Genomic DNA, 14,576 nt, shown 5'->3' with positions numbered 1-14,576 from the left:
GGTGTGGATAGGGGTCCCTTGCCCGCCGCCCCGCGGGCGCCCCCTCCGCGCCGCTCGTCTCCAGCTCGCGCGCGACGGCCTCGATGAACAGCGGGATGCCCGCCGTGCGATGGGCAAGCTGGTCGAGCCAGACCGGATCGGGCGTGCTCCGGCCGAGGTGCGCCGACATCAGGCGCTGCGCGTCGTCGCGCGACAGCCGGCGCAGCACCAGGCGTTCGGTCGTGCCGCGCCAGCGCCCGAGCTTGTCGGGACGCGACGTGAACACCACGGCGAGCGCCGCCGCGCGCGGCGAGCCCTGCAGGTATCCCAGAAAATCCTCCGTCGAGCGATCGATCCACTGGACGTCCTCGACGACGAGCAACACCGGCGCGCCGTTGCCGAGCGACACGATCAGTTGCTCGAGAACGTCGAACAACGCATGCCGCTCGCGCGCGCTCGACCACAAAAAGCCCTGCGCGTCGCAGGGCAGCCCCAGCCAGGTCGCAAGCGCGGCGCGCGCCGCCGCGTGATCGCATTCGAGCGGCGCGATCATCGCGTCGATCGCCGCGAGCGCGCCGCCGGCCGGGCTGTCGGCGTCGATGTGCCAGTGCGCGCCGATGAACCGGAGGATCGGAAACAGCGCATGATTCTCGCGCTCGGGCAGGCACCCGCAATGCGCGAACGCGTGGCCCTGCAGCCGCACGGCCTCGCACAGCTCGTGCACGAGGCGCGACTTGCCGATGCCCGCGTCGCCGACGACGAGCCGCGGCACGCCGTACGGCGCCGCCTCGCCACGCAGCGCGCGCCGGTATCGTGCAAGCGTCTCCTGCCACGCGCGCAGCAGCGCGTCGAGTTCGCGCGCGCGGCCGACCATCGGCGCCCGCGTGCCGGTGTCGAGCGAATCGAACGGCGTATCGGCGCGCCGCTCGCCGAGCAACTCATGGACCGGCTGCGGCACGAGGCCCGCGCGCGCCAGCCGCAGCGCGGTCGGCCGGTGGTCGGCATGCCGTTCGAGCGCGAGCCGCGCATCGTCGCTGATCAGGATCTGCCCGGGTCCGGCCAGCCTCAGCAACCGCGACGCCGCGGCAGGCGTCGAGACGCCCGACATGTGCGACGCGTGCGCGAGCGCCTGCCCGACGTGAATCGCCGCGGCCACTTCGACGCGCCAGCCTTCGCCGCCGCCGATGCCGCCGGCAGTCGCCGGCACCGGCAGCCGCGCGCGCTCGGCCACCCGCACCATGTCGAGTGCCGCGCGCGCCGCGCGGCGCGCGGGCCGGTCGAGGTCGCCCTGCAGGCCGAAATGGAACAGCAGCGTATCGCCGAGCCGTCCGCCGGCGTGCGCGCCGTAGCCGACGGCGATGTCGGCGCACTTCGTCAGCCACTGCTCCTCGTAGCCGTCGAGCAGATCGCCGTGATCGGTCCCGGCGTGGCGTTGCCTGCCCTCCCCGGCGATCGTCACGCAACAGCACAGCGTGGTGACCTGCCGGTACTCGCCGGCCACCGCGATCGTGTCGCCCCGCGGCGCGGACGGCTGCGCGCGCGTTCGCCGGCTTGCGCGGCTGGCATCGAACTGGCCGACGAGCGCCGCGAAGTTGAGCGTGCGGAACTGCGCCGCGAGTTCGTCCGCCGACGCGGCGCGCTGCTCCGGATTCTTGTTCAGCGCGCGCCGCAGCACCGAGCCGAGCGGATGCGACGCGATCGACGGCGGGAGCGCGACATCCACCGGGCTGAGCTGCTGATAGAGAATGTCCGCCACGCTTGCGCCCTGCATGACCACATCGCCCGTCAGGCATTCGATCACGACCAGGCCCCACGCATACAGGTCGCTGCGCGGCGTCGGCGGCGCGTTGCGCAATTGCTCGGGGGCGCAATACGACGGCGAGCCGAGCACCTCCGTCGCCAGCGTCGCGGTCTGGCGCGCGATGTCTTCCGTGCCGGGCAGCAACGCGCCGATGCCGAAATCGAGGAGCTTCGCATGCGGCCCGTCGTCGGCCATCGCGATCACGATGTTCTGCGGCTTCAGATCGCGATGCACGATGCCGCGCCGATGCGCGGCCGCGAGCGCGTCGAGCACTTCCGTCATCAGCCGCCCGGTGTCGACGGCAGACAGCGGCCCGTCCGCCGCGAGCCAGTCGCGCACGGTCCGGCCCTGCACCAGTTCGAATACCGCGAACAGCCGCCCGTCCGGCGCTTGCCCCTGGTCCAGCAGCGCCACGATGTTCGGATGCCGCAGCGCTTCGCACAGGCGCGTCTCGCGCCGAAAACGCGCACGCCGGTGCGCGCGTTCCGGCGCGGTCCGCGCCGTGTCGTCGCGCATCAGCTTGATCGCGACCTCCTGCCCGGTTTCGCCGCAGGTCGCGCGAAACACCACGCCGTTGCCGCCTTCGCCGAGCAGCGGGCCGAGCCGGTAATGCCACTTGCCGGCAAGCTCCGCGAAAGGCGCGGCGGCCCGCCGCGATTCGGACGCGCCGGGCACGGCGGGCGCGCGGGACGCCGCCGGCGTTACCGCCGGTTCTCCCGCGCTCACGAGAAATGGACGACCGGGCCCGACGCCGGACGATGCGCGTCGAAACGCAGTTCGGCGCCCCCCGGCACCGACTGGCATTCGAGATGCTCCCCGCGCACGATGCGGAACGGAAAATCGCCGAAGCGGACGCTGCCGCGCCGGCGCTCGACGAGTTGGCTCGCGTCGAGCCCCGGCAGTGCCGCGAACTGGCTCCGGGCGCGGTGAATCTGCACGTTGACGTGCGACGTATCGATGCCGAGCATGTGCGCCAGCCGGCCGAGATCGATCCAGCCTTGCGACGCGGCGTCGTAGCCGGCCTGCATGTCGGCCGAGCGTGCGCGCGCGAGCGTGACGAGGCTGTAGTGATGGGCCCGTTCGCCGAGGTCGACCACCCCGCCGCGCACGTGCAGCAGCGTGCGCACGTGCTCTTCGTTACGGCTGACGAAGAATTCCAGCAGTTGCGCCGGCGCGGCCGGATCCGCCGGCACCGCGAGCGACATCGTCGAACCGCCGCTCACCAGCGCCACGCGCCACGTGACGTCGCCGGTCGACACTTCGTCGCCGTCATGGAGCGCGCGCGGCGGCAGCGTGTCGTCGCACAGCCATTCGCCAGCCGCCGACCGGACGATCGAGACCGGCCGCGCGGCATGCGCGGGCAGGATCTGGCTCGGCGCGAGCACGATCGGAGGCGCGGCGCCCCGTATCGGCCAGAGCGTGTCGGCCGGATCGTCGAGCGCCTCGACGCGCCACGGCGCGATACCGGCCCGGCCGAACCGGATCACGTCGCCGGGTTTCAGCACCGCGTGCTCGCCGTCGCGCAACGGCGCGCCCGATACCGACGTGCCGTTGCTGCTGTGATCGTGAAGTTCCCACCGCCCGCCGCTCCAGCGTACGTGGGCATGGACGCGGGACACCGATGCGTCCCGGATGACGGTGTCGCAGCGCGCGGGGTCGCGGCCGAACACGTGATACGCGCGGAGCAGGCACGCTTCCCCGGAAGAATCGTTCTTGAGTGTCGCCATGACCGGCCCCGTATCGGATTCGCCCGGATCGATGGCGCGATGCATCGACGTCGCCGGGCAAGCGATTGATTCACCCATCGCGAACAATGCCGCCTGTTCGCCGCCTCGTTACTTTTTTGTCATCTATCCGTCAAACCGTCGCCCATCCGGAATGCGTCATTTCCGTTAATTGAATGGTCGGCCGCTTTGTTGTTTTATGGCCGCGCAACTTGATGAAAATCCTGCCAAATAAAATCATACACAGCAACCGGAATAATCAGTTCTCGAGTTCCGATTGCCATACGCGGTATTTCGAAAGATTTCACGGGTTAATTAGGGATCGAATAGACTCCGGTGCGCATGCACCGGGGCCGTTCCCGCAGCCGCCAGCCGGCGGCCAGAGCGAGCGATCTGCACGATTTTCGAACCCGGCGTCACAAAACCGACGCAATCCGGATATGGTCAGAATCGGTTCGATAATTTACGAAAATCACATAATTTCCATTGTCGTTTTATTCGCCGAATTCATTCATTTATTCACTGTTCAATGCATGCCGTCATCGCGCACCGGCGAGAACCGGGTGCTCCGGGCCGGGCTTCCGTCATTCGCGCCGAGCCGACGCTTCCTGTCGCCGTTTGGTGGGCGACATCTTGTTGGTCGCGGCGGCGGGCGAATCTCGACGGCGAGGCGACTGACCTGACGATCTGGTCATTCCGATCGTGCACGAAGCCGAGAGCCGGCACGGCATCCACTCGCCGGCTGTATCCGGATGGCGCAAGCGGTCTCGGGGAGAACAAGCGGGCCCGTCCGTACCGGAACAGGCCGTCAGCGACCAGCGCGCGGCGTCCGATCCCGCGCAGGCCCGGTTCGAACGGACGCCGGGTTCGTCAGGCCCGCGTCCGCGACGCGTCGTCGCTTCGTTGCGCAGCCGCTTCGGCGGCCTGCTGATGCGGCGACAACGCGCCTTGAAACATCATCCGGTAGCTGCGCGGACTGGTCCGCAGCATCTTGCGAAAATGATGCCGCATGGTCGGGAGCGTGCCGAAACCGCTGAGCGACGCGACCTCCTCCAGGCTGTATTCCGCCTTGTGCTCCAGCAGTTCGCAGGCGACCCTCAGGCGCTCGCGCATCAACCACGAACTCGGTGGAAGTCCGGTCAATGCCTCGAATCGCCGCTGGAACGTCCGCAGGCTCATCCCCGCCTGTCGCGCCAGGGTCTCGACCGGATGGCTCTCCCCCAGGTGCTGCCGGATGTGCGTCAGGATGCCGCCGATACGCGTTGCCTCGTACGCCCTGGGGACCGGCTGGGGAATGAACTGCGACTGCCCGCCTTCGCGATGCGGCGGCATGACGAGTCCTCTCGCCACGATATTGGCTTTCTCCACGCCGAAATCCTGCCGGACGATATGAATGCACAGATCGATACCTGCGGCACTCCCCGCGGCGGTCAGCACCGTTCCGCGGTCGACGTACAGAACGTCCGGATCGAATTCGACCAGTGGAAAGCGCTTGGCAATGCTGTCGATGAAACGCCAGTGCGTCGTCGCCTTGCCGTTGTCCAGGAGCCCGGCTTCCGCCGGAACGACGACACCCGAGCACAGCGAGGCGATGCGCGCGCCGCGACGGTGGGCCCGCTGCACGGCCTCGATGACGGAACGCTCGACCGGCGCCGCAACGTCCGGCCAGCCCGGGATCACGATCAGATCGGCCGCTTCCAGGGCTTCGACGCCCTGATCGATGGAGACGGGAAGCCCGCCGCTGGAATGAATCGTGCCCGGGCGAACGGCCGCGCACGCGAAGCTGTACCAGCGGCCGCCGAAATCGGGCCGTGGCAAGCCGAACACCTCGTATGCAATACCGAATTCGAAAGCCAGCAGTTCGGTCGAGATCAGACAGACGACATTGGGCCCCGCTTTCCGCCCATGATCCACGCTCATACGGGCTCCCCTTGGCACGAACGATCGGTCCATATCGTACCCCGGCGGCCTTCGCGCCTGCGGGCGTTCCGGGCAGGACGATCTTCATCCGGCCGCCGTGAGGGTTGGCGTTGCCGTACCATCGCCTGTCGAGGGGATCGGACTCGACGGCGATCGCGACCACGCCTCAAGGCTGCCGCCCGAAAGGCGCCCGATGGCCGAAGTGAAGGACGCGCACTCGCCTTCGATCGGCCCGACAGGGTGGAACCTCACTGACGGCCGGCGCGAACACGGCGTCTTCCGCACCGACGACGGCGCGACCGTCGCCGCTGTGCGCCCCTTCTTTCATCTCGTCGTCGGAAGGACTTCACCGACGTTCGAAATTGTGGGGCCGCCCGCTGTCGGTGAGAGACGCGCAGGTTGAGATTCCACGCCAGTTGATCCCCTATGCGCGCGACGCCGACATGCCGCCGCGCTCGTTGCTCGAACAACGCGATGAACCGTTCCAGCGGCCCGCACGACGCCTCGTACATCCGTTTCTGAATTCGTCTCGGCGCGACGCTTTTCGCGAAATACGCATGCCGCGAAATGCCGTTGTATTCGAAAACCGTATTGCCGATCCGGTTGATGATCGGTTCGACGCCGCGGTAAGGCCCGAACCCTGGCTTGACCGCACTGTCCACCCATGCATCGCACTCTTCAGTCGTTGCAAAACGGGGAATGCGGATGTATGGAATTTCACCCTTTGAAAGTTGATCGGATGCACGACCTGTCAGTTCGCTATTGCCCGGTTCGTTCCAGTCAACGATCGGCTGAACATCGATATTCATATAAAGTTTCCTTTATATTTCTACATTTTCGATAATCTTCATGAAGCGATAACGGAAACCGGATATTTCCGGCGTATTGCCGCCAGCCCCGGAATCGACATGCCCAGGGCCATGGCGATCAACCCGACGACCTGGACCGGGCTCAACGGCTCACGCAGCAGAAAACATCCCGCCGCCGTCGTGATGATGGGCACGCTGGGCATGACCAGCGACGCCTTTTGCGGTCCGACAGTCCGAACGATGTACGTGTAGAGGAATATCGCCGCGGCGCCCGACAGGATCCCCTGGGCGAAGGCCTGGAAGATGATTTCCTTCATCGTGGCATCGGCGAAGCCGGTGTGCGTCGTGGCATGCGCCACGCATGCAGGCAGGCACGAGGCGAGAGAGACAACCGCCGTGCCGAGAACCGGATTGACCTGCCACTTCCTGATCAGAATGCCGTACAGGGAAAACATCAGCCCCTGGAGCACGAAGAGCGCCGTTCCGGCGGGCGACAATCCCTTGGCCAGAAACGTGTTGTAGATGAACAGAAGGATGCCCACGGTGATCAGGGCCGTGCTGATCATCGACGCGTGGCTCGGACGGTCCTTCAGTAAAACAACCGGCAGCAGGAATGAAAAAAGGACGATCGAGCCCGGGCCCACCGTGGCGACGTAACCCGCCGAGGTCAGCGAGATTCCCGTGTTGATCACCATCAGGTACGGGAAACCGGCAAGCAACGACAGCGCGACGATCTTGACGAGCCCGAGTTGCGCGAGACCGGCTCGGGTCCTGGCCCTGCACACGTAAGGAACGAACAAGGCGCCCGCGGCGTAAAAACGGAGGATCGTCAGGCCGGCGGGCGTGATATGCCGTTCGAGGCTCGCGCGAGCCGTCAGAAACTGCAGCGCATAGATCATGACAAGCAGAATCCCTGCGCCCACAACTTGCCGCTTCGTGGTCATGGCGTATTCCGATAACGAGGCAATCGCTTTCTCGGGCAATCAACCGACGCCCCTTTGCCTTGAATACTGGATGAAGCCGGGTAGTCGAAAAAGTGGCGTCGATGCCAATGACCGTAAAGGATATGCCATTTTGCGATGTGCAAAATAGCGGCCTCGAAGGAGGAATCGAGGGATTCGGGCGAAGGGCGCGAGCAGACGGCGAGCCGACTCGAAACCCTTCCGACGGAAGGCGTCCGCCGGCAATCCAGGCATTCGTGGCCGCTCCGCGTCCTACGATGGCGCGCTGAGTGCGTCTCCGCAATGACCCGAGCCGGCCGACGAGACCCTCATGGGGACACCATCTTCGATGGCCATTGGCGTCCCGGCCAGCTTTCAACAAACTGTGTTCGCCAGGAGGCAATGCCGAGGTCGACGCCACGGACGGAAACGATCGTGACGATGTCCTGGTTCGAAAGCATCGGCGACGCGCCGAAAGCCGCCCGCGCGACCGCATGCGTACCCTGTTCCGCTTGCAGCATCGGGGAACCGCTCACAACGGAAATCGTCGTGATGGTGCGAGCGGCCTTGCCCGACGCTCCGAGTTGCCAGATGCGACTCGTCGTGACGCTGCTTTGCCGAACCGACGGCACCGACAACGTCGCACGCTGGATCGTGTCCAGATCCGCCAGCTTCGACGCAAGAAGTCGATTCACGAACGGACTCGCGAGCAAGATGAGTCCGGCGAACGCACCCAGCACGACCCAGTGCCGTCTGCGAACCGGCACCACTTGCGCCTGCTTCGCCGAAACCCGGACGACGAGACTCGAGACGGCAAGATCCTGCAACGATTGCCGGCTGGGCCGGTTGAATGCAAGCAGGTATATCAGCGACGCGCCCCACATCGATATGGCAAACGCGTTCAACCGTACGACCCACACTGCATCGGGCGAGTTCATCGCCGGGAGGTCGACGAATCCGATACCGCCGAGAACGGTCGGGACGGCGACTATTGCATAGCGCAGACACGCTTGTTTCACGCTCAGCGGCGCGATCCCGTCTGCGCCACGCCTGACGACCTTGATACTCAATGCCTGCTTTCCGAGTGACTAACTTCGTCCTGCATGTCCTTCCATCAAGCCGAAATAAATCAGACCGATAAGGAATCCGATCAATCTTCCCCACTGTCCGATTTCGGCCAACGGATTGAAGAATAAAACGGCCAGCGCCAGTCCGATCAATCCAAGCACGATGCAATCGATGCCAAACGCCACCGTCCTGCGCCAGAACCCCGCGACCTCGCCCTCCTGAATCACCGCGTCTTCTTCTACTGCGTTTTCACTTGCCGTCATGTCTTTTTTCGGTGCTCTCAGGATTTTGTAGAAGGCGAGATATGGCGACCCCGCTCCCTACTGTTGAATCGTCGCGCTTTTCAACAGCCCGCCGACGAACTGCGCACTCGCCTTCTGCAGCGCGAGCGCCTCGAGCTGCTGGCGGATCGGCGCCTGCGCCTGGTTGAATGATGGTACCTGCGTCGGCCGCTTCGCGTCGAGTTTCACGATGACCCTCGCGCCGTCGACCGCAATGGAATCGGACGTGATTGCGCCCACCGGCAGCTTTTCGAGCGCCTGCGCGATCGCCACCGGCAAACCCGACGTTTTGCCGTCCGTCGCCGGCGTCCTGAAGCTCACCCACGGCAATTCGCCGCCGGCATCGCGGCTCGGCGCAATGCTGTACTGGCGTGCAACACCATCGAACGGCTTACCCGCCTTCAATTCGCTCAGCACGGTGGCGGCCGTCGCAGGGTCCTTGACGACGATCAGGCGCGGCCTGTATTCATCCTGGCCGAGCGAAGCAACGATTTCGTCGTAGCGCGCCTTGACGTCCGCATCCGCCACCGACGCCGGCTTCACATTGTCCTTCAGGTAAAGTTGCGTCTCCGCATTGACCTTCGCCGCCTGCATCGCCGTCTGAACCTCCGGCCTGCTCCCGTAGTTCGCCTTCTCGGCCGCCTGCTGGATCAACACCCGCGCAATCAGCTGATTCTTGATCGCCTGCCGGATCTGTGGACTGTCCGGCTGCTTCGACACCTGCAACACCGCATTGATTTCGGCATTTGTGATCGGCGTCCCGTTGACGGTCGCGACTGTCGAGGTCGGCGCGGTCGTCGGCGCGGTAACGGTCTGTGCGTTCGCGGGTGTCGTCAGTTGCCATGCGATCGCCGTGGCGATCAGGATTCGAGTGGCAGTCTTTTGCATGATTCGTTTTCCTGCTGAATGAAAAATGGATGACGGAACGAACCCCATTGCCCCATTCGTCCTGTCCGGATCATCGAGGGACGATGCAAGGCGCGTTGACGTTCAAAACGCCAGGTTCGCGGTGCCTAGCACCAGCGTTGCCTTCGAGCCCAGCGATGCCGGTCGGCATAGCTGGCGCCCGGCCAACAGTTCGCCCGATAGCTGTTTTCCATGCCACTGCCATTGCGTGCGCAGTCCCGCACCCGCCCCGGCCAGCGTCGGGAAACCCGGCTCCGCGAGCAGGTTCGCCTTCCCCGCGTCGAAAAACACGTACGGCTCGACACGCGCGTCATGCCATGCCGGCACGTTCACCCACGCGAGTTCGTTGCGCGCATAGATGCCGCGGTCGCCGGCAATCTCGCCGGACCGGAAGCCCCTCACCGTATCCATCCCGCCCAGGTAGAGCTGCTCCGAGCCGTAGAGCGCCACGTTCGTCCATTGCCCGCCCAGCGCACCGCGATAAGCGAACTGCGCCGCGCCGAGTTTCGGCAGCGGCAGCGCGTAGGTCGCCGTCGCGTCGAGTTTCGTGAACTGGCTGTGCGCGTCCGTTTCATCGATATTGGCCGCATCGTGATCCGCCTCGAGCCACGGCAATCCCTGCGACACGCCGGCGTCCAGCGTCACGTTGCCGGCCGCGTCGTTCAGCGCGAATTTGTGCAGCCAGTTCACGCCCGCGCGCAGCACCGCAAGACGTTGCGGGTCGAGGTCGATGCCGTTCACGACACGGTCGGTGCGTCGCCATGACAGCGTCGCGTCGAGGTTCACGACGTCCGCGAGCGTGCGGTCCACCGTGTAGTTCCACCCAAAGATGTGCGACAGCGTGCGCCCGTAAAGCAGCGCGGTCGTGCCGACAACCTGCTGGTACTCGGAGTCCGACACCGTGTAGCTGAACGTATGGCGGCCGAACGGCACCGCGATCGAGCCCACCAGCGCGTTGCTGTCCTGGCTGTCGATGTAGTTCAGGCTCAACGACTCCTGCAGGCCGACCAGGTTGTCCGCTTCAATGCCGGCGCGGTAGCGTGTCACGCCGGTCGCCGAACTGCCGTAGTTGTCGACACCGAGCGTCGCATAGGTGCGATCGCCCGGCTTGTTGTCGATTTCGACGATCGAATCGCCGGCCGCCTGGCCGGGCAGGATCTGCACCTGCGCCTGATTGCGCCGCAGGCGGTTGATCTGGGCCACGCCCTGGTCGATGTCGGACAGTCGCAGCGGATCGCCGGGCGACACCGGAAACACGTTCTCGTAGCCGGCATCGGTCAGCCAGCCGCCGCCGGCCGACGCCTCCCCTGCCTTCAGCCGCTGAATCGGCTTTCCGTTGACCACGAAATCGGCGATCCGGCCAAGCTGGATCGTGACCGTGAGCGTACCGGTCGCCAGGCTTTGCGGACCGAGCAATGCGCGTGTCGTCACGAAGCCCGCCCCAACGAACACATCCGTCAAGCGCTTGAGAAGCACATTGATCCGGTGCGAGCCGAGGTCGTGACCGGTGAACGGCGCGATCGTCTCCGCCAGCGACGCTCGCGACACCCCGCCCGGCGGCACGAACGGCTGGCCGTCCGGTGTGCGCAGCGCGATCGTTCCGACCGGAAACGTCGGTCCGGATTCGACGATTGCGTCAACCGGCGTACCGGGCGGGATATCCAGCGTCGTTTCCGACGTCGGCGCGATCGTGATCGACGCCGGCGGCTGCTGAAGCTGCCGCTGGCGGGCTTGCTCGCGCTGCTGGTCGATCAGCTGCTGCGCCGGATCCTGGATCGGGCGAGCCGCCGGAAGCGGCGTGGTCTGCGCAAATGCCGCCGTATGCGACATCGCGATCGCCGGAATCGCATACAGCCAGATCTTGGGTGAAATACGCATCGTCACTCCTCACGGGCCCGGGACGTCGAGTGCGCCCCGGCGGCAGACTTGAGGCATGGCGGCGGCGCCGTCACCCATACGAACACGAGCACGCATCCGAGTGCGAACACGACCAACAGCAGGATGCTCAGGATGGACCATTTCATGTTCAGCGCCACCAGTAGGTCGTCAGGCCCAGATGCTGGCCGATCTCCACCGGCGTGCGCGACGGCGCGCGAAGCGTGGTGGTCGTCCCTGCAACCGACACCCCGTTGCCGCCCGACAGATAACCGCCGTCGATCACCGCGTCGCCGGTCAGGCGAACCAGCCCGTCTGCGGTAAAACCGCCGCCAACGTCGAACGCGATCAGCTCCGCCCACGTGCTGCCGAAGAAAGCCTTGAAGCCGTGATCCTGGTTGATCGCCGAATAGCCGGTCACGCCGGTCGCATAGGTGATCGGTGCGGCGACGCTCAGGTTGCCGGTTGCATAGACCGTGCCGCCGATGTCGCTCGCCGTCGTGCCGGCCTGAATCGCGATGTTGCCGCCCGACTGGATCGTGCCGCCGTAAGGCGTGACCGTGCTCGAAGCGCTCGCGTGACAGAAGATCCAGCAGCTTTGCACGTAGCTCGCCTGCCCCGAAAACACCGCTGCATTCGTGAACGCGGTCTGTGCGGCGATCGTGATGTCGCCGGTATTGGTCTGGATGATGCCGCCCGTGTTCGACACGTTGCGGCCCGTGATCGACACCGGTCCCGCCGTCGAGGCGATATACGCGAGCTGGTCGGGGCGGCTCACCGTGCCGTAGTCGACGTTCACGCCGCTCGTCGAGTGCGTGAAGAACAGGAAGCCGCCGCCGGTGTCCGAATACGCGGCCGGCTGGCCGCCGTTGACGCCGCCGGAGTGGTCGATCTGGTTCGACACATCGCCCTGCGCGGTCAACGTGACGCCCTGGTTCGACAGGATGCGCGCGTTGTCGTTGGTGATGTTGCGCTGCGCGCTCAGCGACACGGCGCCGTTCGCGGCAAACACGATGCCGAGGTTCGAAGCACTGGAATCGTTTGCGATGTTTCCGGCGGCCGTGAGCGTCACGTTGCCGCCGGTCGTCGGGCCGTTTTGCGGCGTCTCGCCGGCCTGGATCACGCTGCCGGTATTCGAAATGTCCGCCGTGCTGGTCAGGTTCACCGCCCCCGCCTGAGCTGAAATGGTAGACGGGCCGGTTGCATCATCCGTCAGCACGATGCCGTTCGCCGCAATCGACACATCGTTCGCCGCGGTCACCTGCGCGCCTTGCAGCGCGACCGCGCCGGTGGTCGACAGCTGCACGTCGTGCGCGGCCGTGATCGAGCCGTCCGCCACCGAGATATCCCCCAAACTCGACACGACGACGTCGCCTGCGCTCGCATAGAGTTTGCCGAGGCTATGCACGCCCGCGCCCTGGTCGGTGACGACGAGCTGTACGCGGCCTGCGGTGAGTCCGCCGGCCGCCGTGATATCGACCGCTATGCCCTTGTTGCTCGCGCCGGACGATGTCGCGCCGATCAGCCAGTCGTGACCGTTGTCCGAGGGCGAGAAGCCCGTGTCATAGGTGGCGGTGCCACTGCCGACGATCGCGCGGATGCCGCTTGTCGAACTCGTGAAGCTGTTCGTGACCGGACCGTTGATGTTCAGTTGCCTGGCGATCAGATCAAGATTGACGATGTCTCCGGACAGTCCACCCGGGCCGATCGTGATCGCACCCTGGTTCGTATTCAGTACGACGTTGCGCTGGGTCACGCCGGGCGCGAGCGTGAGGTCGTCAAAGCTGACCTGGCCGGTCGACAGCACGACGTGGCCTGCGTTCACGAAGCTTCCACCATCGACCGTGATGCCGTTCGGATTGGCCAGGATCACGTTCGCACGGGGACCCAGCACGTTGATCGCGCCCTGGATCAGCGACGGGTTCGTGCTCGTGACCTGATTGACGATCGTGCTCGCGTTCACGCCGGCGTTGTTCAGGTCTGCGCCGGCTTTCGATACGTTGAACGACGAGTAGGTGTTGTTCGAGACGCCGCCGAAAGCGGGCGCGATGTTGACCGTTTGACGACCATTTGCCCCGGCCGAAACAGTCGTCACCGTTCCACCGTCGACAACGATACCTGCGGCATGGCTTATCCCCGCGCAACTCATCCACGCGATGAGCAAACAGTGAGTGAGTCGTTTTATTTTCATATTGTCTGACCACACAATTAGGATTACGAATTTATAATATTTGACGTTTCTCAAACACCGGATACAACTAACCGACGAGGACGAAAACCCGTCCTCTCTAATCGTAAATAACCTCTACGCCGTCAAGCGCCCACGCAACACCTTGCCGGGCTTGCCTTCATCTGGCTGCGGGCCGTTCGTGGCACCAGTCGTGCCACCGACACGAACTGAATCATCAAACAAACAATCACACCGAGGAGCTGAACAATCCGCAGCGTCGAAAAGGAAGCACCATTAGCGGGTATGAGAAATCGAGCCGCACCGATACGCGGCACTATGCCAATCGCGTAACTGGCTTCCGACACCGGGCCGTTCAGGGCCGACGGAGTACCCAGTACAAACAGCGCAAACAGTAACGAACCGAACAATGCAGCACCAATGTGCAACTCGATCATCCATTGTGGCTGTGCGAGCACTACCGACGAACCTGGCCCCGTGCAGTTGACGTAGGCAGACAACCCTGTATCCAGCATCCGACACGACCCGCGTTCACAACACCCCGCAACCCTAGACGCGGCGCGGCTTCGCCAGCGACCTCCTCCTAGATGTAGTTAGTTATCCCGGTTTTTGCCCCAGAGGCTGGTTTTCAGCCCACACCTCGAAGTCACTTAAAGAGCACTGCTCGATGCACTCCCTCGCGCGTGAACGCGCTTAATGTAGCGCCAACCGCCCGGCTTGTAGGTCAACCATTGTTAAGTTTTCTTTTAGCTTACCGGCATAACCCGATCGGCAGCGTTTCTCCCGCTCAGGAGGAAACGAGTAAGCGCTGCCACACTCAAACACTACCCATCTGGATCGATCACGATGAACAGCTAAACGCACTGCCCCGCGGCGGATCGTGTAGCCAAATGGCAAGTGAGTTCCCTTATCCTAAAGGCAAGGAGAACTCGATGAAGAAGCGACACACCGACGAACAGATTATCCGCATTCTGCGGGAAGCCGAGAGCCGCGAAGAGCCGGTGAAAGATCTGTGCAGGCGGCACGACATCACGGAGCAGACGTTCTACCGGTGGCGAAACAAGTTCGGCGGTATGGATGTGGC

General features: G+C 64.7%; 13 protein-coding genes. 1 reads left to right on the top strand and 12 read right to left on the bottom strand.

The genetic code is table 11. From position 1 onward, the window contains the following. From GQ56_RS0138055 to GQ56_RS45290, 12 genes are all read right to left on the bottom strand, one after another. A partial coding sequence (locus GQ56_RS0138055) for a TOMM system kinase/cyclase fusion protein (RefSeq protein WP_043301757.1) occupies positions 1 to 2,506 on the bottom strand: 2,506 nt, incomplete at its 3' end. Continuing rightward, entirely contained in the window at positions 2,503 to 3,507 is a 1,005-nt protein-coding gene (locus tag GQ56_RS0138050) for an FHA domain-containing protein (RefSeq protein ID WP_031403622.1), read from the bottom strand. The genes GQ56_RS0138050 and GQ56_RS0138055, both read right to left, overlap by 4 nt. An 867-nt stretch (positions 3,508 to 4,374) precedes the next feature. Then, entirely contained in the window at positions 4,375 to 5,424 is a 1,050-nt protein-coding gene (ftrA, locus tag GQ56_RS0138045) for a transcriptional regulator FtrA (RefSeq protein WP_063962890.1), read from the bottom strand. A gap of 248 nt (positions 5,425 to 5,672) precedes the next feature. After that, a complete protein-coding gene (locus GQ56_RS45295; RefSeq protein WP_152602000.1) occupies positions 5,673 to 6,233 on the bottom strand; it encodes a hypothetical protein in 561 nt (186 codons plus the stop codon). Positions 6,234 to 6,271: 38 nt separating this feature from the next. Beyond that, positions 6,272 to 7,177: a DMT family transporter gene (locus GQ56_RS0138040; protein ID WP_152601999.1), complete on the bottom strand. Its 906-nt coding sequence runs from the start codon at positions 7,175 to 7,177 to the stop codon at positions 6,272 to 6,274. Positions 7,178 to 7,503: 326 nt separating this feature from the next. Further along, the gene (locus GQ56_RS0138035; protein WP_152601998.1) at positions 7,504 to 8,244 is read right to left on the bottom strand and encodes a hypothetical protein; all 741 of its coding nucleotides are present in this window, start codon (positions 8,242 to 8,244) and stop codon (positions 7,504 to 7,506) included. A gap of 18 nt (positions 8,245 to 8,262) precedes the next feature. Continuing rightward, entirely contained in the window at positions 8,263 to 8,505 is a 243-nt protein-coding gene (locus tag GQ56_RS47330; protein ID WP_031403618.1) for an RDD family protein, read from the bottom strand. Between the two features lie 57 nt (positions 8,506 to 8,562). Beyond that, positions 8,563 to 9,411 carry a peptidylprolyl isomerase gene (locus GQ56_RS0138025; protein WP_031403617.1) on the bottom strand — a complete coding sequence of 283 codons (849 nt, stop codon included), beginning with the start codon at positions 9,409 to 9,411 and terminating at the stop codon, positions 8,563 to 8,565. A 102-nt stretch (positions 9,412 to 9,513) separates the two neighbouring features. Further along, a complete protein-coding gene (locus GQ56_RS0138020) occupies positions 9,514 to 11,307 on the bottom strand; it encodes a ShlB/FhaC/HecB family hemolysin secretion/activation protein (protein WP_031403616.1) in 1,794 nt (597 codons plus the stop codon). A gap of 2 nt (positions 11,308 to 11,309) precedes the next feature. Beyond that, complete coding sequence (locus tag GQ56_RS45775; RefSeq protein WP_161788608.1) at positions 11,310 to 11,453, bottom strand: hypothetical protein; 144 nt, start codon at positions 11,451 to 11,453, stop codon at positions 11,310 to 11,312. Between the two features lie 2 nt (positions 11,454 to 11,455). After that, the gene (locus tag GQ56_RS0138010; protein ID WP_407638620.1) at positions 11,456 to 13,453 is read right to left on the bottom strand and encodes a two-partner secretion domain-containing protein; all 1,998 of its coding nucleotides are present in this window, start codon (positions 13,451 to 13,453) and stop codon (positions 11,456 to 11,458) included. 164 nt (positions 13,454 to 13,617) lie between these two features. Then, positions 13,618 to 13,992, bottom strand: a complete 375-nt coding sequence (locus GQ56_RS45290) for a hypothetical protein (RefSeq protein WP_152601997.1) — start codon at positions 13,990 to 13,992, stop codon at positions 13,618 to 13,620. Between the two features lie 432 nt (positions 13,993 to 14,424). On the opposite strand from GQ56_RS45290, the gene GQ56_RS42590 reads away from it, so the two are divergent. Next, on the top strand, positions 14,425 to 14,576 hold a 152-nt coding region (locus tag GQ56_RS42590), incomplete at its 3' end, for a transposase (protein WP_031403614.1).

The organism is Burkholderia paludis (assembly GCF_000732615.1).
GTDB lineage: Bacteria > Pseudomonadota > Gammaproteobacteria > Burkholderiales > Burkholderiaceae > Burkholderia > Burkholderia paludis.
Note: the sequence above shows the minus strand (reverse complement) of the source record. Positions and strands in the feature narration are given on the sequence as shown.

Coding starts and splice junctions, on each gene's coding strand:
- GQ56_RS0138050 (WP_031403622.1), bottom strand. CDS start 3,507: ATGGCGACACTCAAGAACGATTCTTCCGGGGAAGCGTGCCTGCTCCGC.
- ftrA (WP_063962890.1), bottom strand. CDS start 5,424: ATGAGCGTGGATCATGGGCGGAAAGCGGGGCCCAATGTCGTCTGTCTG.
- GQ56_RS45295 (WP_152602000.1), bottom strand. CDS start 6,233: ATGAATATCGATGTTCAGCCGATCGTTGACTGGAACGAACCGGGCAAT.
- GQ56_RS0138040 (WP_152601999.1), bottom strand. CDS start 7,177: ATGACCACGAAGCGGCAAGTTGTGGGCGCAGGGATTCTGCTTGTCATG.
- GQ56_RS47330 (WP_031403618.1), bottom strand. CDS start 8,505: ATGACGGCAAGTGAAAACGCAGTAGAAGAAGACGCGGTGATTCAGGAG.
- GQ56_RS0138025 (WP_031403617.1), bottom strand. CDS start 9,411: ATGCAAAAGACTGCCACTCGAATCCTGATCGCCACGGCGATCGCATGG.
- GQ56_RS0138020 (WP_031403616.1), bottom strand. CDS start 11,307: ATGCGTATTTCACCCAAGATCTGGCTGTATGCGATTCCGGCGATCGCG.
- GQ56_RS45775 (WP_161788608.1), bottom strand. CDS start 11,453: ATGAAATGGTCCATCCTGAGCATCCTGCTGTTGGTCGTGTTCGCACTC.
- GQ56_RS0138010 (WP_407638620.1), bottom strand. CDS start 13,453: ATGAGTTGCGCGGGGATAAGCCATGCCGCAGGTATCGTTGTCGACGGT.